Annotated in this window: 16 protein-coding genes; 2 read left to right on the top strand and 14 right to left on the bottom strand. The window is 74.5% G+C overall.

The features are described from left to right. Positions 1-44: 44 nt before the first annotated feature. Complete coding sequence (locus RSE42_RS06700) at positions 45-896, top strand: purine-nucleoside phosphorylase (protein ID WP_031316850.1); 852 nt, start codon at positions 45-47, stop codon at positions 894-896. A 1-nt stretch (position 897) separates the two neighbouring features. Next, positions 898-2742: a phospho-sugar mutase gene (locus RSE42_RS06695; RefSeq protein ID WP_415298320.1), complete on the top strand. Its 1845-nt coding sequence runs from the start codon at positions 898-900 to the stop codon at positions 2740-2742. 102 nt (positions 2743-2844) lie between these two features. On the opposite strand, the gene deoC is transcribed toward RSE42_RS06695, so the two are convergent. The 14 genes from deoC to RSE42_RS06625 all read right to left on the bottom strand — a co-directional run bounded on the left by deoC (position 2845) and on the right by RSE42_RS06625 (position 16723). Continuing rightward, positions 2845-3570, bottom strand: a complete 726-nt coding sequence (gene deoC, locus RSE42_RS06690) for a deoxyribose-phosphate aldolase (RefSeq protein ID WP_409141070.1) — start codon at positions 3568-3570, stop codon at positions 2845-2847. Further along, a complete protein-coding gene (locus RSE42_RS06685; RefSeq protein WP_415298318.1) occupies positions 3567-4697 on the bottom strand; it encodes an adenosine deaminase in 1131 nt (376 codons plus the stop codon). The genes deoC and RSE42_RS06685 overlap by 4 nt, the downstream gene beginning before the upstream one ends. 63 nt (positions 4698-4760) lie before the next feature. Further along, on the bottom strand, positions 4761-5000 hold the full coding sequence (locus RSE42_RS06680; RefSeq protein WP_009863298.1) for a hypothetical protein: 240 nt from the start codon (positions 4998-5000) through the stop codon (positions 4761-4763). Between the two features lie 28 nt (positions 5001-5028). Beyond that, a complete protein-coding gene (locus tag RSE42_RS06675; protein ID WP_415298316.1) occupies positions 5029-5988 on the bottom strand; it encodes a hypothetical protein in 960 nt (319 codons plus the stop codon). Further along, entirely contained in the window at positions 5985-6329 is a 345-nt protein-coding gene (locus RSE42_RS06670; protein WP_396050938.1) for a DUF202 domain-containing protein, read from the bottom strand. The genes RSE42_RS06675 and RSE42_RS06670 overlap by 4 nt, the downstream gene beginning before the upstream one ends. Positions 6330-6331: 2 nt before the next feature. After that, complete coding sequence (locus RSE42_RS06665; protein WP_043651290.1) at positions 6332-6739, bottom strand: YidH family protein; 408 nt, start codon at positions 6737-6739, stop codon at positions 6332-6334. A 2-nt stretch (positions 6740-6741) separates the two neighbouring features. Next, positions 6742-8076: a thymidine phosphorylase gene (locus RSE42_RS06660; RefSeq protein WP_085388819.1), complete on the bottom strand. Its 1335-nt coding sequence runs from the start codon at positions 8074-8076 to the stop codon at positions 6742-6744. Between the two features lie 29 nt (positions 8077-8105). Then, positions 8106-8570: a cytidine deaminase gene (locus RSE42_RS06655; protein WP_415298314.1), complete on the bottom strand. Its 465-nt coding sequence runs from the start codon at positions 8568-8570 to the stop codon at positions 8106-8108. A 7-nt stretch (positions 8571-8577) separates the two neighbouring features. Next, a complete protein-coding gene (locus RSE42_RS06650) occupies positions 8578-9873 on the bottom strand; it encodes an ABC transporter permease (RefSeq protein ID WP_034651148.1) in 1296 nt (431 codons plus the stop codon). Further along, positions 9870-11186 carry an ABC transporter permease gene (locus RSE42_RS06645; RefSeq protein ID WP_076405246.1) on the bottom strand — a complete coding sequence of 439 codons (1317 nt, stop codon included), beginning with the start codon at positions 11184-11186 and terminating at the stop codon, positions 9870-9872. Before RSE42_RS06645 ends, RSE42_RS06650 begins: the two co-directional genes overlap by 4 nt. Beyond that, positions 11183-12805, bottom strand: coding sequence for an ABC transporter ATP-binding protein (locus tag RSE42_RS06640; RefSeq protein WP_354806079.1), 1623 nt, complete (start codon positions 12803-12805; stop codon positions 11183-11185). The genes RSE42_RS06645 and RSE42_RS06640 overlap by 4 nt, the downstream gene beginning before the upstream one ends. Positions 12806-13009: 204 nt before the next feature. Further along, the gene (locus RSE42_RS06635) at positions 13010-14122 is read right to left on the bottom strand and encodes a BMP family protein (RefSeq protein ID WP_396050935.1); all 1113 of its coding nucleotides are present in this window, start codon (positions 14120-14122) and stop codon (positions 13010-13012) included. A gap of 226 nt (positions 14123-14348) precedes the next feature. Next, positions 14349-15578, bottom strand: a complete 1230-nt coding sequence (locus RSE42_RS06630; protein ID WP_076405241.1) for an amidohydrolase — start codon at positions 15576-15578, stop codon at positions 14349-14351. Further along, on the bottom strand, positions 15575-16723 hold the full coding sequence (locus tag RSE42_RS06625) for a mannose-1-phosphate guanylyltransferase (RefSeq protein WP_114552702.1): 1149 nt from the start codon (positions 16721-16723) through the stop codon (positions 15575-15577). The genes RSE42_RS06630 and RSE42_RS06625 overlap by 4 nt, the downstream gene beginning before the upstream one ends. Positions 16724-16831 lie beyond the last annotated feature (108 nt).

The raw sequence follows: 16831 nt of genomic DNA, 5'->3' as shown, positions 1-16831 counted from the left end.
TGCTCGTCAGGTCGCGGGCCCGGGGACGGACTAGCCTTGCGACCATGACGACGACGCCTCCGAGCACACCCCCGCTCGACGATCCCGCGACCGACCCCTTCCTCGTGGCCCGGGCCGCGGCCGACCACATCGCGCAGGCCACCGGGGTCGAGGGCCACGACATGGCCCTCGTGCTCGGGTCGGGCTGGGGCGGCGCCGCGGAGCTGCTCGGCGAGGTCGTCGCGGAGGTCCCGACGCACGAGATCCCCGGCTTCTCCGCACCCGCGGTCGCGGGACACCTCTCGGTGACGCGGTCCATCCGGGTCGAGCGCGCCGACGGCTCGGTGCGGCACGCCCTCGTGCTCGGCTCGCGCACGCACCTGTACGAGGGCAAGGGGGTGCGCGCCGTCGTGCACGGCGTGCGCACGGCCGCCGCGACGGGCGCGGAGACGCTCATCCTCACGAACGGCTGCGGCGGACTCAACCAGGAGTGGGGCGCGGGCACGCCCGTCCTCCTCTCCGACCACATCAACCTCACGGCACGCAGCCCTCTGGAGGGGCCGACGTTCGTCGACCTGACCGACGTGTACTCGCCGCGCCTGCGCGAGCTCGCGCACCGCGTCGACCCGACGCTCCCCGAGGGCGTGTACGCCCAGTTCCCCGGGCCGCACTACGAGACGCCCGCCGAGGTCCGGATGGCCGGGATCCTCGGCGCCGACCTCGTGGGCATGTCCACGACGCTCGAGGCCATCGCGGCCCGGCACTGCGGCCTGGAGGTGCTCGGCGTCTCGCTCGTGACGAACCTCGCCGCCGGGATCAGCCCGACGCCGCTCTCCCACGCCGAGGTCATCGAGGCCGGCCAGGCCGCGGGACCCCGGATCAGCGCCCTCCTGGCCGACATCGCGAAGCTGGTGTGACATGACGGACCGCACTGCGGGGCACCGGGCCGACCCGGCCGACGACCCGACCTTCGACCCGGGGACCGACCACGCGGCGTTCCTCGCGCGCGTCACGGCGTGGATCGACGACGACGTCGACGCGAGCGACCAGGACGAGCTGCGCCGTCTGCTCGAGCTCGTCGACTCCCCCGACCCGCGCAAGCACGACGTGCGCGTGCGGGCGCTCGCCGACCTGCAGGACCGGTTCTCCGGCCCGCTCGAGTTCGGCACGGCGGGCCTGCGCGGGCGCATGGAGGCGGGGCCGCACCGCATGAACCGCGCGGTCGTGATCCGCGCGGCCGCGGGCCTGGGCGCCTACCTGCTCGACACCCTCGGCCCGGCGGGCGCGGGCGGCGCGGCGCGCCCGCGCGTCGTCGTCGGGTTCGACGCGCGGCACCGCTCCCGCACGTTCGCGGTGGACAGCGCGGCCGTGCTCACCGCGGCGGGCCTCGACGTGCTCGTGCTGCCGTCGGCCCTGCCGACGCCCGTCCTCGCCTTCGCGGTGCGCCACCTCGGCGCCGACGCGGGCGTCATGGTGACCGCGAGCCACAACCCGCCTGCCGACAACGGGTACAAGGTCTACCTCGGCGGCCGCGTCGTCACCGACTCCGGCCAGGGCGCACAGATCGTCCCGCCGTACGACGCGCACATCGCCGCCGCGATCGCGGCCGTCGGGCCGGCGCGGTCCGTCCCGCGCGCGTCGTCCGGGTGGACCGTGCTGGACCGCGAGGTCGTCGTCGCCTACGAGCGGTCGGTCCTCGCGCTGTCCGACGGCGCACGGCGCGACCTCAAGGTCGTCACCACGGCGCTGCACGGCGTGGGCGGCGAGACGGTCGCGCACGTCCTGCGCGACGCGGGCTTCACGACGGTCGTGCCGGTCGAGGAGCAGCTCGACCCGAACCCCGACTTCCCGTCCGTCGCGTTCCCCAACCCCGAGGAGCCGGGCGCGATGGACCTCGCGCTCGCCGTCGCGCAGGACGCGGCGGCCGACGTCGTGCTCGCCAACGACCCCGACGCCGACCGGTGCGCCGTCGCGGTGCTCGACCCGCGCGTCGGGACCTACCAGGGCGCGGAGACGGCCCGGTCGAACGGCTGGCGCATGCTGCACGGCGACGAGGTCGGCGCGCTCCTGGGCGACGACGTCGCGCGTCGCGTCGCCGCGTCGGGCGCGCCGGGGGGCGTGCTCGCCTGCTCGATCGTGTCGTCGCGGCTGCTGGGGAAGATCGCGGCCGCGCACGGGCTCGGCTTCGCGACGACGCTCACCGGGTTCAAGTGGATCTCGCGCGTCGACGGCCTCGTGTTCGGCTACGAGGAGGCGCTCGGCTACTGCGTCGACCCGGCCCACGTCCGGGACAAGGACGGCATCAGCGCGGCGCTGCTCGTCGCGCAGCTCGCGAACCGCCTCAAGGCCGAGGGACGCTCGATCGTCGACGCGCTCGACGACCTGGCGCGCGCCCACGGCCTGCACGTGAGCGACCAGCTCTCCGCCCGGTTCGAGGACCTCGACCGCATCGGCGAGACGATGGCCCACCTGCGGGCCGCTCCCCCGCGCACCCTCGCGGGGGCCGGCGTCTCCGACGTCACCGACCTCTCCGCGGGCCTGGACGGGCTCCCGCCGACGGACGGCGTGCGGATCCTCACCGCGGACGGCACGCGCGTCATCGTGCGCCCGAGCGGCACCGAGCCGAAGGTCAAGTGCTACCTGGAGGTCGTGGTCCCGGTCACCCCGGACGCCTCGCACGACGACCTCACCGCGGCCCGGGCCTTCGCCCGCGACCGCCTCGACCGCGTCAAGGCCGACATGACGCGCGCGCTCGGCCTCTGAGCCACCACGAGCCGGGGTCCCCGGTCGCCGGAACGTTCCGGCGACCGGGGACCCCGGCTCGTCACACCTGCGCGACGACGGTCACCGCCGCCGTCACGACGCTCAGTAGCCCGCGTCCCCGGCGGAGGGGGCGTCCGCGCCGTCGAACCCCGCGAGGACGGCGGCGGTGCCGGACAGCCCGAGCCGCGTGGCGCCGTGCTCGATCATCGCGAGGGCGTCGGCGAGCGTGCGGACGCCGCCGGACGCCTTGACGCCCAGGCGACCGCCGACGGTCTCGGCCATGATCGAGACGGCGTGCGTGGAGGCACCACCCGCGGGGTGGAACCCGGTCGAGGTCTTGACGAAGTCCGCGCCCGCCGCCTCGGACGCGCGGCACGCCTCGACGATCTCGTGGTCCGTGAGCGCGGCGGACTCGATGATGACCTTGAGGACCCTGTCCACAGGGACGGCGGCGCGGACGGCCGCGACGTCGTCGCGTACCGCGTCCCACGCGCCGGCCTTGGCCGCGCCGACGTCGATGACCATGTCGACCTCGTCGGCGCCGTCGCGGACGGACCGGGCGGCCTCGAACGCCTTGACGTCGCTGTGGTGCTTGCCCGACGGGAAGCCGCACACCGTCGCGACGAGCAGCCCGCGCTCGCGCGTGGTCGCCGGGTCCAGGGGCAGCATCGACGGGGAGACGCACACGGAGTAGACGCCCAGGCGGACGCCCTCCTCGACGAGCGCCGCGACGTCCGCGGGGGTGGCCTCGGGCTTGAGCAGCGTGTGGTCGACGAAGCGGGCCAGGCCCGCCGCGTCCAGGGGCTGCGTGCCGGTCGTGTCGCTCACAGCTGCGCTCCTTCGATCTGCTGGTAGCCGGGGAGGATCACGTCGTCGACGAGCGCACGACGCTCGTCGTGGTGCACGAACGCGCTCCACGCGGCGGTCATCGTGACGTCCGCGAGGTCGTCGATGGTCCAGCCCGCGTGCTCGACGAGGAGCGCCATCTCCTGGGTCATCGTCGTGCGCGACATGAGCCGGTTGTCGGTGTTGAGCGTGACCGCGAAGTCGAGCTCCTTGAGGCGCGTGATCGGGTGGTCGGCGATCGACGTCGCCGCCCCGGTCTGCACGTTCGACGACGGGCACAGCTCGAGCGGGACCTGGTGGTCGCGCACCCAGTGCGCGAGGAGGCCGAGCGCGGCCGTCCCGGGCTCGCACTCGGCGCTGTGCGGGAACTCCGGGTCGAACGCGATGTCCTCGACGATGCGCACGCCGTGGCCGATGCGGCTCGCCTGGCCGAGGTGCACGGCCTCGGCGATCGACTGCGGGCCCGCCGCCTCGCCCGCGTGGATCGTCACGGGGAAGTTCTGCTCGGCCAGGTAGCGCCAGATCTCGACGTGGCGCGAGGGCGGGAAGCCGTCCTCCGCGCCCGCGATGTCGAACCCGACGACGCCGTTCCCGCGGTTCGCGACCGCGAGCTCCGCGATCTCCGACCAGCGGTCGGCGTGGCGCATCGCGGTGACGAGCTGCCCGACGCGGATGGTCCGCCCCTCCGCGGCCGCCTCGGCGACGCCCTGCTCGATGCCGGACTGCACGGCGTCGACCGTCTCCTGGAGGGTGAGGCCGCGCTGGAGGTGCTGCTCGGGCGCCCAGCGCTGCTCGGCGTACACGACGCCGTCGCGCGCGAGGTCGAGCACCGCCTCGCGCGCCACGCGGGCGAGGGCGTCGCGCGTCTGCATGACGGCGATCGTGTGGTCGAACGTCTCGAGGTAGCGCACGAGCGACCCGGAGTCCGCGGACTCCGCGAACCAGGCGCCGAGGGCCTCGGCGTCGTCCGCGGGGAGCTGGTGCCCCACGTCGGCGGCGAGCTCGAGGATCGTGGCGGGGCGGAGCCCGCCGTCGAGATGGTCGTGCAGCACGACCTTGGGCAGCGCGCGGATGACGTCGACCGTCAGCGGGGCGTTCTCGGTGGTCATGCGCTCACGGTACCGGCCGGTACGCCCCGCCTCGCGCCGAGCGCACCGGCCGGGTGCGGACGGTCAGGCGTAGTCGTCGTCGCTGCCGGGCACGGCGGACGCCTGCTCGACGACGTCGGCCTCGGCGGCCTCGCCCTCCAGGTCGGGGCGCGGGGTGCGCGGCTGGTACTCGTCGACCTCGTGCACGGGGTCCTCGACCCCGGGGTCGTCGTCCTCGACCTCTTCCACCAGGCTGACGGCGTCCTCGCCCTGCTCGTCCAGACCGGCGTCCCGCCATGCGTCGTTCCCGGGCACGGTGCTCATCGCGACTCCTCCTCGACGATCGGCGTGCTCACCACGGCTGTGGCGGCTGCGCCCATCCTGCCGCCGGGCGCGTGGCCTCGCCAGCGCGGCCGTCGGGCAGGAGCGCCCAGCACACGTGCGGCCAGCCCCCGAGCGCGCGGCGCACGGCGGGCACCCGGGCACCGTCGAGGAGCGCGCCCGCCGCGACGGTGCGGAGCGTGCCCGACGACGGCTCGTAGACCCGGCACCACCTCGCCCCGGCGTCGGCGTCGGTGAGGAGCACGACGTGGCGCGGGACGGCGGTCGCGAGCCCGAGCGCGAGGTCTCCCCCGGTGAAGAGCGGCACGGGCACGCCGCGCGCCGCCGCGGCGAGCGCGGCGCGCGCGACGCGCTCCGCGCCCGGCCCCGCGACGACCCGGTCCACGAACCGCACGTCCGCGTGGCGTGCGGTCCGGGCGGCGCCCCACGGCGGCGTCCCGAGCGCCGCGGGCCACGGCAGCGGCCCGAGCGCGCGCCGGTTCGTGCGGCGTTTGAGCGCCTGCTGGAGCGTCCGGAACCGCTCGACGCCGCCCCGTGCGCGAGCGTCCTCCGGGTCGTGGCGCGCGGCGTCCCCCGGACGCAGCCCGGTGGCGAGCCACAGGGCGAGCACCGGGTCGCCCGCCGCGGCGAGGAGGCCCAGCACGGCCGAGCCGCACGTCGTGCCGTCGGTCTGGCGCGCGGGCGCGCCCGCGATCTCGAGCGGCCGGACCGCGGGCCCCTCGTCGGGCCGGTCGAGCCGGCGCAGCGGGTCGACGACGGCACGCCGGTCCGTGGGCCGCAGCCCGTCGAGGGTCGTCGCGAGCGCACGCACGCGGTGCTCCGGGTGCCCCGCGCGGCGCGCGAGGTCGAGCACGTGGGAGGTCGCGGCGTCGGGCGCGTAGGCGCCGGGCGGCGGGGACGGCGGCAGGGTGCGCGCCGGGAGGAGGCGCGCGACGTCGGTCGCCCGCAGCGCCTCCGGCCCGCGCCTCACGCGGCACCGCCGAGAACCCGGCCGAACGCCCAGGCCGCGCCCACGAGGGCGAGCACGACGACGAGACCGCCGACGCGCACGAGGAACGACCACGAGTGCAGCCGCCCGTCGCGCGGGAGCCCGCCGGTCGGCGGGCGCAGCACCGCGGGGACGAGCGCGAGCACCGCCACCGCGACCGCCGCGCACACCGTGACCACGGAGCCGGAGCGCAGCCCGGCGGCGGCGAGCACGAGCGCCCCCACCACGACGCCGAGCACCGTGCGCTGCCACGCGAGCGCCGTGCGCTCGGGCTGCAGGCCCTCGTCCCGCGGCGGCACGGCGCCCAGCTCTCCCGACGGCACGCTCACCCTCCGGTCGCCGCCCCGACGGCGTAGCCCGCGAGCAGCAGGGCCAGCACGACGACGCCGACGACGAGCACCGGCAGGCCGCTCGGCGCCGGGAGGCGCCACCGCAGCCGTAGGGCCCGCTCGTTGCGGCGCCACGACACGAGCGCGTAGCCCGCGAACCCGGCGCCGGCGAGGCACGCGACGCCCGCGACGACGTCGAGCAGGCCCGCCATGCCCGCGAACGTCGCGAACGACGTCAGCGCGACGCCGCCCGCGACCAGGCCCAGCCCGGTGCGCACCCACGCGAGCGCGGTGCGCTCGTTGGCGAGGCTGAACCGCGCGTCGGGCTCGGTCCCCACGCCGTAGACCGACCGCGGCCGGCGCGTGTCGGCCGGCTCGGGCGGGTCCTGCTGGTCGGCCGACACGCTCAGTCGACGCGGTCCAGGACGACCGAGCCGCGCTCGACCACGGTGCCGGGCTCCGCGACGGACCACGCGCCGTCGAGAGCCTGCACCGCGCGCTCGAAGCGCTCCGGGGTGTCGGTGTGCAGGGTCATGAGGTGCTGACCCTTGCGGACGGTGTCGCCGGGCTTGGCGAAGAGCTCGACGCCCGCGCCCGCCTGCACCGGGTCCTCCTTGCGGGCCCGGCCCGCCCCGAGGCGCCACGCGGCGACCCCGACGGCGTACGCGTCGAGCCGTTCGAGCACCCCGTCGCGGTCGGCCACGACGTGCTCGCGCTCGCGCGCGACGGGCAGCGGGGCGCGCGAGTCGCCGCCCTGCTCCGCGATCATCTCGCGCCACTTGTCGAGCGCGCGCCCGCCCAGGAGCGCGTGGCGCACGTCGTCCTCGTCCTGCGGGCGGCCCGCCCCGGCGAGCATCTCGAGCGCGAGCGCGACCGTGAGGTCGACGACGTCCTGCGGCCCCTCGCCCTTCATCACCTCGACGGACTCGCGCACCTCGAGCGCGTTGCCCGCGGTGAGGCCGAGCGGGGTCGACATGTCGGTGAGCAGCGCGACCGTGCGCACGCCGGCGTCGGTCCCGAGGTCGACCATCGTGCGCGCGAGCTCGCGCGCCGAGCCGAGCTCCTTCATGAACGCGCCCGAGCCGACCTTGACGTCGAGCACGAGCGCGCCCGTGCCCTCCGCGATCTTCTTGCTCATGATCGAGCTCGCGATGAGCGGGATCGACTCGACCGTCCCCGTGACGTCGCGCAGCGCGTACAGGAGGCGGTCGGCGGGCGCGAGGCCCGAGCCCGCCTGGCAGATCACGGCGCCGACGTGCTCGAGCGCGTTCATCATCTGCGCGTTGGTCAGCGCCGCGCGCCACCCCGGGATCGCCTCGAGCTTGTCGAGCGTGCCGCCCGTGTGGCCCAGGCCGCGGCCGGAGAGCTGCGGCACCGCGACGCCGTACACCGCGACGAGCGGCGCGAGGGGCAGCGTGATCTTGTCGCCGACTCCCCCGGTCGAGTGCTTGTCCGCCGTCGGGCGCGAGAGCCCCGAGAAGTCCATGCGCTCGCCCGACGCGATCATCGCCTGCGTCCAGCGGCCGATCTCGGCGCGGTCCATGCCGTTGAGGTAGATCGCCATCGCGAGGGCGGCCATCTGCTCCTCGGCCACGACGCCGCGCGTGTACGCGTCGATCACCCAGTCGATCTGCTCGGGCGCGAGCCGCGCCCCGTCGCGCTTGGTCCGGATGACGTCGACCGCGTCGAACGCCTCCGGGGCCGGCCCCTCGGTGGCGCGGTCCTCGCCGTCGTCCTCGATGCCGTCCTGCGTGGCCACGTCGTCGCTGGTCACGAGCGCTCCTCCAGATCCTCGGGCCCGAAGGCGTCGGGCAGCACGTCCCTCATCGTCTTGATACCACGCACCGTCTCGACCAGCAGGTCGGGCCCTCCGTGCTCCCACAGGAGCTGGCGGCACCGGCCGCACGGCATGAGCGGCGCGCCGTGCCGGTCGACGCACGCGAACGCCACGAGGCGGCCGCCGCCCGAGCCGACGAGCGAGCTCACGAGCGAGCACTCCGCGCACAGCGTCACGCCGTAGGCGGCGTTCTCCACGTTGCAGCCGACGACGACGCGGCCGTCGTCCACGAGCGCGGCCGCACCCACGGGGAAGCCCGAGTACGGCGCGTAGGCGCGGGTCATGATGTCGCGCGCCGCGGTGCGCAGCGCGTCCCAGTCGACGGCCGGCCCGGCGGCGGACCCGTGCGGGTCCGTCCCCCCGCCCGGCCGGGTACCGCCGTCGTGCACGTCCGTCATGCCGTCCTCACTTGACGTAGGGGATGCCCTCGGCGGCCGGCGGGCGCACGCGCCCGACGAGGCCGGCGACGGCGAAGATCGTCACGACGTACGGCGTCATGAGCATGATCTGGCTCGGGATCGGCGTCCCGACGATGCCGAGCACCGTCTGGAGGTTGTCCGAGAACCCGAACAGGAGCGCCGCGACGAGCGCGCCGACCGGGTTCCAGCGCCCGAGGATCATCGCGGCGAGCGCGATGAAGCCCTTGCCGCCCGTCATCTCCTTGCCGAAGGCGAGCCCCGCGGCGACGGTGAAGAACGCGCCGCCGAGGCCGGCGACCGCGCCGCCGAGGATCGTGTTGCGCACGCGCGTCGCGTTGACCTTGATTCCGACGGTGTCGGCGGCCTTCGGGTGCTCGCCGACCGCGCGCAGGCGCAGGCCCCAGCGGCTGCGGAACAGGAAGACCTGCAGCAGGATCACGACCACGTACATGAGGTACACGAGGAGGGTCTGGCGGAACAGCACCGGCCCGACGACCGGGATCTGCGACAGCACCGGGATCTCGATGACGGGCAGCGGGTTGCGCGAGTTCCACGTCGCCGGGTCCGCGCTGAGGACCGTCGAGTAGAGGTAGCTCGTCACGCCGACGACCAGCACGTTGAGCACGACGCCGACGATGATCTGGTTCACCCAGTACTTCACGGAGAAGATCACGAGCAGCACGCCCACGAGCGCGCCCGCGATCGGCGCGGCGATGAGGCCGGCGTACGCCGACGACGTGAGCGAGGCGACGACCGCGGCGAGGAAGGCCCCCGCGAGGAGCTGGCCCTCGATCGCGATGTTGATGATGCCGACGCGCTCGCACAGCACGCCGGAGAGCGCGCCGAACACGAGCGGGACCGCGAGGAAGAGCGAGCCCTGGAGCAGGCCCGTCAGCGGGATCGCCGACTTCCCGGCCCCGGCCCAGGAGAGGAACGCGAAGACGACCGCGACGCCGTACACGATCGGCAGCCACACGCCGACCTTGCGCCGGTCGCGCGCGGCCCAGAACGACAGGCCCGCGAGCAGCAGCGCGAGGATCGACAGGAACAGCGCCGCCCCGGTGGAGCTCACCGTGATCGGCTCGATCTGGAAGAAGTCCTTCGCCGTCGAGAGGCGGAACGTCGTCTGCTGGCCGCCCGCGGGGAGCAGCGCGAAGAAGACGAGGGCCAGCAGCCCGATGACCCCGTACGCGACCGGGGCCTTCCAGCTGATGGGCGGCAGCGGCTTGGCCGCGCGCTCCGGCGCGGCGGCCGGTGCCGGGGTGGTGGTCGCGGTGCTCATGCTCCGGCCTCCTGGGTGGTCGTCGTGGTCGGGACGGCCTTCGCGCGGCGGCGGGCTGCCTGCCGTTCGGCGCGCGTCGGGCCGCCCGGGGTCGGGAGGCGGAAGATCGCCCGCACGAGCGGCGGCGCGGCGATGAAGAGCACGATCAGCGACTGCACGACGAGGACGATGTCGATCGGCGTGCCCGTGCGGGCCTGCATGACGAACCCGCCCGCGCGCAGCGCGCCGAACAGCAGGCCGGCGAGCACCGTCCCGAGCGGACGGGACCGCCCGAGCAGCGCCACCGTGATCGCGTCGAACCCGAAGCTCGCCGCGACGCCCGCGGTGAGCACGTGCTCCGTGCCGAGCACCTGCGCGCTGCCCGCGAGACCCGCGAGCGCGCCCGCGATGGCCATGACCCACACCGTCGTCCACGGGACCGACATGCCCGCGGTCCGGGCCGCGTGCGGGTTCTCGCCGACGGCGCGGAAGCGGAAGCCGAGCGTCGAGCGCTCCATGAGCCACCACACGCCGACCGCGACGAGCAGCGCGAGGACGAACCCCGCGTGGAGGCGGAAGCCCTCGCCCAGCAGCAGCGGGAACTGCGCGTTCCCCGGGATGCGCGGGCTGATCGGGTTGGAGCTGCCCGGCGCCTGGAACGGCTTCGTCGTGAGCAGGTACGCGACGAGGTAGATCGCGATGTTGTTGAGCATGATCGTGACGATCACCTCGTGGGCGCCCGTGCGGGCCTTGAGCACGCCCGCGATGCTCGCCCACAGCGCCCCGCCGAGCGCGGCGCCCAGCACGGCGAGCAGGAGGTGCAGCCCCGGCGGGAGCGCGAACGTCCAGCCGACGAACCCGGCGAAGATGCCGCCGAGGATGATCTGGCCCTGCGCACCGATGTTGAACAGGCCCGCGCGGAAGCCGATGCCGAGCCCGAGGCCCGCGAGGATGAGCGGCGTCGCGACCGTCATCGTCTCGGTGAGGGGGCGCAGCGCCCGCGAGACGTCGGGCGCGTCGACGTTGAGGACCGCGCCCTGGAAGAGCGCGGCGTACGCGCCGAACACCGCGTCCCAGACGGCCTGGAAGAAGTCCGACGGGCGCGCGAAGAAGTAGGACGCCGCCTCCTGGACCGCGGGGTCGGCCGCCGCGATGAGGACGCCGCCCAGGATCAGCGCGGCGACGATCGCGAGCAGCGAGACGAGCCAGCTGCTCTCGAGCATCTCGCGCAGGACGCCCTGCCCGGCGGGCGCCTCCGGCTTCTGCGGGTCGCTCGGCGGTGCGGCCGTCGGCGGGAGCGCCGACGCGTCGTCGGGCGTGGCCTGCTGGGTCACTGGATCTCCTCCTCGCGGGCGGCGGCCGCGTCCTGCGCGGCGCCCGACGGCGCGTCCTCGGCGACGGCGTCCGCCTCGCCGAGGGTCGTGTGGTGCTCGGCGGCCTGCACGACGGCCTCCTCGAGCGGGACCCCGGCCATCATGAGGCCGAGGACGTCGCGATCGGTGTCGCCGGGCACGACCCCGACGACGCGGCCGCGGTACATCACGGCGATCCGGTCGGCCAGCGCGAGCACCTCGTCGAGCTCGGTCGAGACGATGATCACGGGCGTGCCGTTGTCGCGCTCCTGCACGATGCGCCGGTGCACGAACTCGATCGAGCCGACGTCGAGGCCGCGCGTCGGCTGCGACGCGATGAACAGGCGCAGCGGGCGCGACATCTCGCGCGCGAGGACGACCTTCTGCTGGTTGCCGCCGGAGAGCGTGCCCGCCGGGGTCTCGACCGACTGGGTGCGCACGTCGAACTCGCCGATGCGCTGCTCGGCGTTCGCGCGGATCGTGCCGCGCGCGAGCGCGCCGCCGCGCGAGTAGGGCGCGGACGTCACGAGGTCGAGCACGAGGTTCTCCTCGACGGAGAACGTCCCGATGATCCCGTCGGTGCTGCGGTCCTCGGGCACGTAGCCCACGCCCGCCTCGAGCACCTGGGACACGCTGCGCCCCACGAGCTCCTTGCCGTCGAGCAGGATCGAGCCCGCGACCGGCTTGCGCAGCCCGACGATCGTCTCCGTGAGCTCGGTCTGGCCGTTGCCCTGGACCCCCGCGACGACGAGGATCTCGCCGCGCGCGACCTCCAGGCTCACGCGGTCGACGACGGCCGTGCCGGCGTCGTCCATGACCGTGAGCTCGTCGACCTGGAACGTGGTGTCACCGTTCTCCGCGGGCGCCTTGTCGACCCCGAGGGAGACGGAGCGCCCGACCATGAGGGACGCGAGCTCGGTCTCGCTCGCGCTCGGGTCGGCGGTGCCGACGACCTTGCCGCGGCGGATGACCGTGATGCGGTCGGCGACGGCGCGCACCTCGCGCAGCTTGTGCGTGATGAAGACGATCGACGTCCCCGCGGCCTTGAGCTCGCGCATGATCGCGATGAGCTCGTCCGTCTCCTGCGGTGTGAGGACCGCGGTCGGCTCGTCGAGGATGAGGACGCGCGCGTCGCGCGACAGGGCCTTGATGATCTCGACGCGCTGCTGCACGCCGACGGGGATGTCCTCGACCATCGCGTCCGGGTTCACCTCGAACCCGAACCGGTCCGAGATCTCCTGGACGAGGCGGCGCGCGCGCCGCGCGTCGATGAGACCCGCGCCCTTCACGGGCTCGTGCCCCAGCGCGACGTTCTCGGCGACCGTGAACACCGGGACCAGCATGAAGTGCTGGTGCACCATGCCGATGCCGGCGGCCATCGCGTCGCCCGGGCCGGCGAACTGCACGGGCACGTCGTCGACGAGGATCTGCCCGTCGTCCGGGTCGTACAGCCCGTACAGCACGTTCATGAGCGTGCTCTTGCCCGCCCCGTTCTCCCCGAGCAGGGCATGGATCTCGCCGGGCTCGATGACCAGGTCGATGTGGTCGTTGGCGACCAGGGACCCGAAGACCTTCGTGATCCCTCGCAGCTCCAGCTTCACCGGTCTGCCTCTCCTCGTGCTTCGCAGTCGTACCGCGGTGTCGACCTCGATCCCGTCGAGGTACTCCATCGAACCGCACCCGCGGGAGCGCGGCGCGTCGTCGCGGCCCCGACGACACCGTCGTCGTCATGACGGTGGCCCGGGCGCTGGGCCCGGGCCACCGGTGCCGGTCGCCCGTGGGCGGCCGGCGGGTTCAGCGTCGCGTCACGGCGCGTTCGGCGACTCGACGACGAGGTCGCCCGCGATGATCTGCTCCTGGTACTGGGCGAGCTGGTCCTGCAGCTCGGCCGGGACCGCGTCCTCGAAGTCGTGGAACGGCGCCAGGCCGACGCCCTCGTTCTCGAGCGTGCCGACGTACGGCTCGCTCGTGAAGTTGCCGTCCGCCGACTCGCTCACGGTGTCGAAGACCGCCGGGCCGATCTGCTTCATCACGGACGTGAGGATGATGCTCCCGTAGTCCGTCGTGAGGAAGCCGTCCGAGTCGACCCAGATGATCTTCGCGCCGCCGCTCTCGGCCGCCGCGGCGGCACCGAGGCCGACCGGGCCGGCGACGGGCATGATGATGTCCGCGCCCTGGTCGATGAAGCCCTGCGTGACGTTCTGGCCGTTCGCCTGGTTGTCGAAGTCGCCCGTGAACGTGCCGGTCTGCGCTTCCTTGTCCCAGCCGAGGACCTTGACGTCGGTGCCGTTGTCCTCGTTGTACTGCGCGACGCCGTCGACGTAGCCGTCCATGAAGATGGCGACCGACGGGATCTGGATGCCGCCGAACGTGGCGACCGTGCCCGTCTCCGTCATGCCCGCCGCGAGGTAGCCGGCGAGGAACGCCGCCTCCGCGGTGTTGAACAGGATCGGCTTCGCGTTGTCGATCTCGACCGGCTCCGGCGGGTCGTCCGCCGTGGCGCCCGGGTTGCTGAACGCCGAGTCGATGAGGGCGAAGTGCACGTCCGTGTTGGCCTCGGCCGCCGACTGGATCGGGTCCTCGAGGAGGAAGCCGACGCCGATGATGAGGTTGCAGCCCTGCTGGACGAGGCTGTCGATGTTCGGGCCGTAGTCGGTGTCCGCCTGGGACTCGACCTCGTGCGTCGTGATGCCGAGCTCCGTCTTGGCCTTCTCGAGACCCTCGTAGCCCGACTGGTTGAAGGACTGGTCGTCGAACCCGCCGGCGTCGGAGACCATGCACGCGGAGAAGTCGGAGTTGCCGCCCGCGGTGCTGTCGCCGCCGCCGGTGGTCTCGTCGTCCTCGGGCGCGGCGCCGCACGCGGCCAGCGCGAGCGCGGCGACCGCCGCGAGGGCGGTGACCTGAGTCGCTCTCTTCACCTGATAGCTCCTGTCGTTCTCGTAGCAGTGCCGCGCAGGGAAGGACCCCTGGGCCCTCCCGAGCACCGTTGCACGGGAGGACCGGTCCGTCGGCCTCTATAGGACCGAAGACTAATCAGCCCGAGGGGTCCAGCACGTTACTTGCCGGTAACGCGGGCGCTTCGTTATGCAAGCGTCACTTTGCGTCTGAGGCGTGACACACCCCTGTCCACGGGTCGGGACCGGTTCACCCGTCCTGGCCCGCGGCGACGCGCGCGAGGAGCCGCATGCCCAGGCCGATCGCGCGCTCGTCCACCTGGAGGTCGCCCTGGTGGATGTCGTAGCTGCGCCCGCCCGGCGTCCGCGTGCCGAGGCGGGCCATCGCCCCGGGCACCTTCGTCAGGTACCAGGCGAAGTCCTCGCCCCCGAGCGACTGCTCGGTGAGCACCACGCTGTCCGGGCCCAGGACGTCGCGCGCGGCAGCCTCGAGCAGGCCGGTGCAGCGCTCGTCGTTCTCGACGGGCGGGACGCCCCGCGTGTGGTGCACGGTCACCTCGACCTCGTACGGCGCGACGACCTGCTCCACCGCGTCGTGCAGCACCTGCCCCGCGAACTCCCACGCGCGCACGTCCAGGCAGCGCAGGGTGCCGCGGACCGTCCCGGTGCTCGGGATGGCGTTGTGCGCGGAGCCCGCGTGGACGGCGCCCCACGTGAGGTTCACGCCCGAGCGCGGGTCCAGCCGACGGCCGAGCACCGCGGGGACCTGCGTGATGACCTGGCCCAGCGCGTACACCACGTCGCCGGTCAGGTGCGGTCGCGACGTGTGGCCGCCCGGGGAGGCGATCGTCACGGAGACCTCGTCGGACGCCGACGTGATCGGGCCGATCCGCGTGCCGATGCGACCCACGTCGACCTTCGGGTCGCAGTGCACGGCGTAGATCTCGTCGACCCCGTCCATCGCCCCGGCCGCGAGGACGTCGAGCGACCCTCCCGGCTGGACCTCCTCGGCGGGCTGGAGCACGAGCCGCACGCCGCGGCGCAGCTCGCCCTGCGCGTGCAGGTCCGCGAGCACGAGCCCGGCACCGAGCACGACGGCCGTGTGCACGTCGTGGCCGCACGCGTGCGCGACCCCCGGCACGGTCGACGCCCACGGGAGGCCGCAGCGGTCCTGCAGCGGCAGCGCGTCGATGTCCGCACGCAGGGCGACGCGGCCTTCCGGGACGGCCGCGCCGTCGGGCACGCCCGCGGCGGTCGTGCCAGGCTCCGGGCCGACGTCGCACACGAGCCCCGTGCCCGGCAGGAGCCGCGGCTCGAGTCCCGCCGCGCGCAGGCGGTCGGCGAGCAGCGCCGTGGTGCGCGTCTCGGCGCGCGAGACCTCGGGGTGGGCGTGGATGTCGCGGCGGATCGCCACGACCTCGTCCACGTGGCGCGCGACGGCGGCCCCGATGCGGGCGGCGAGGGTCACGTCGGCGCTCACAGGAGCTCGTCCATCCCGAGCTCGCGCACCGTGTCGACCATCGACTTCACCTGCTGCGCGCGCGCCCGCGTCGTGACCAGGAGCGCGTCGGGGGTGTCGACCACGACGACGTCGTCGAGACCGAGGACCGTCACGACCCGGTCGCTCGCGGGCACGACGACCGAGCCCGCGCTCTCGCGGCGCACGACGCGCCCCGTGTCGCCGAGCACCTTGGACCCCGCCCCGTCGACGGACGGGAGGAGGGCGGCGAGGGAGTTGAAGTCGCCCACGTCGTCCCACCCGAACGTGCCGGGGACGACGGCGACGCCCCCGACCGCGGCGACCGGCTCGGCCACCGCGTGGTCGATCGCGATCCGCTCGAGCGCGGGCCACCGCTCCGCGAGCACGCGGTCGCGGTCGGGGCCGTCCCACGCGGCCGCGATCGCGCGCAGGCCGTCGTGCAGCTCGGGGCGCTGGTCCGCGAGGTGCCCGAGGAGCACGGACGAGCGCACGATGAACATGCCGGCGTTCCACCGGTACTCCCCGGACGCGAGGTAGCGCTGCGCGGTCGCGGCGTCCGGCTTCTCCGTGAAGCCGCGCACGTGCTGCGCGGTCGGCGCCCCCGCGACGCCGAGCGGGGCGCCGCTGTGCACGTACCCGAACGCCGTCGACGGCCGCGACGCCGCGATGCCGATCGTCACGACGTACCCGGCGCGCGCCGCCTCCACCGCCTCGCGCACCGAGGATTCGAAGGCGGCACGACCCGTGATCACCTGGTCCGCGGCGAACGACCCGACGACGACGTCGCCGTGCCGCGCCTCGAGCACCGCCGCGGCGAGCCCGATGGCCGCCATCGAGTCCCGGGGCGACGGCTCCGCGAGCACGTTCTCGGCCGGCAGGCCCGGGAGCTGCGTGCGCGCCGCCGCGACGTGCCGGTCGCCCGTGACGAGCACGACGCCCTGCTCCCCCGCGAGCGGCACGAGCCGGTCGACCGTCGCCTGGAGCAGGGAGCGCCCCGAGCCGGTGAGGTCGAGCAGGAACTTCGGGGAGCCCGCCCGCGAGAGCGGCCACAGCCGGGTGCCGGCGCCTCCCGCGGGGACGACGGCGAAGAAGCCGGGGATCGGCGACCCGGACGGGCCGGAGGAGTCGTGCGGCGAAGAGGCCATGAGGGCCAGCATAGTGAGGGCCGCAGTTCCCCCGCGGGCTGTGGGATCAGTCACAAACCCACGGCAGGGGGCCGATCCGCCGCCCCCGGCGGTCCGCATCATGACGTC

Source organism: Cellulosimicrobium sp. SJTW-1 (assembly GCF_047716875.1).
GTDB classification, from domain to species: Bacteria; Actinomycetota; Actinomycetes; order Actinomycetales; family Cellulomonadaceae; genus Cellulosimicrobium; species Cellulosimicrobium funkei.
The sequence above is the reverse complement of the archived record's forward strand: the minus strand, read 5'-3'. Positions and strand labels throughout refer to the sequence as shown.

Bases quoted from the DNA above. Each gene is read 5' to 3' on its own strand.
- RSE42_RS06655 (WP_415298314.1), bottom strand. From the start codon at position 8,570: ATGACGGACGTGCACGACGGCGGTACCCGGCCGGGCGGGGGGACGGAC.
- RSE42_RS06700 (WP_031316850.1), top strand. From the start codon at position 45: ATGACGACGACGCCTCCGAGCACACCCCCGCTCGACGATCCCGCGACC.
- RSE42_RS06680 (WP_009863298.1), bottom strand. From the start codon at position 5,000: ATGAGCACCGTGCCCGGGAACGACGCATGGCGGGACGCCGGTCTGGAC.
- RSE42_RS06695 (WP_415298320.1), top strand. From the start codon at position 898: ATGACGGACCGCACTGCGGGGCACCGGGCCGACCCGGCCGACGACCCG.
- RSE42_RS06650 (WP_034651148.1), bottom strand. From the start codon at position 9,873: ATGAGCACCGCGACCACCACCCCGGCACCGGCCGCCGCGCCGGAGCGC.
- RSE42_RS06625 (WP_114552702.1), bottom strand. From the start codon at position 16,723: ATGGCCTCTTCGCCGCACGACTCCTCCGGCCCGTCCGGGTCGCCGATC.
- RSE42_RS06685 (WP_415298318.1), bottom strand. From the start codon at position 4,697: ATGACCACCGAGAACGCCCCGCTGACGGTCGACGTCATCCGCGCGCTG.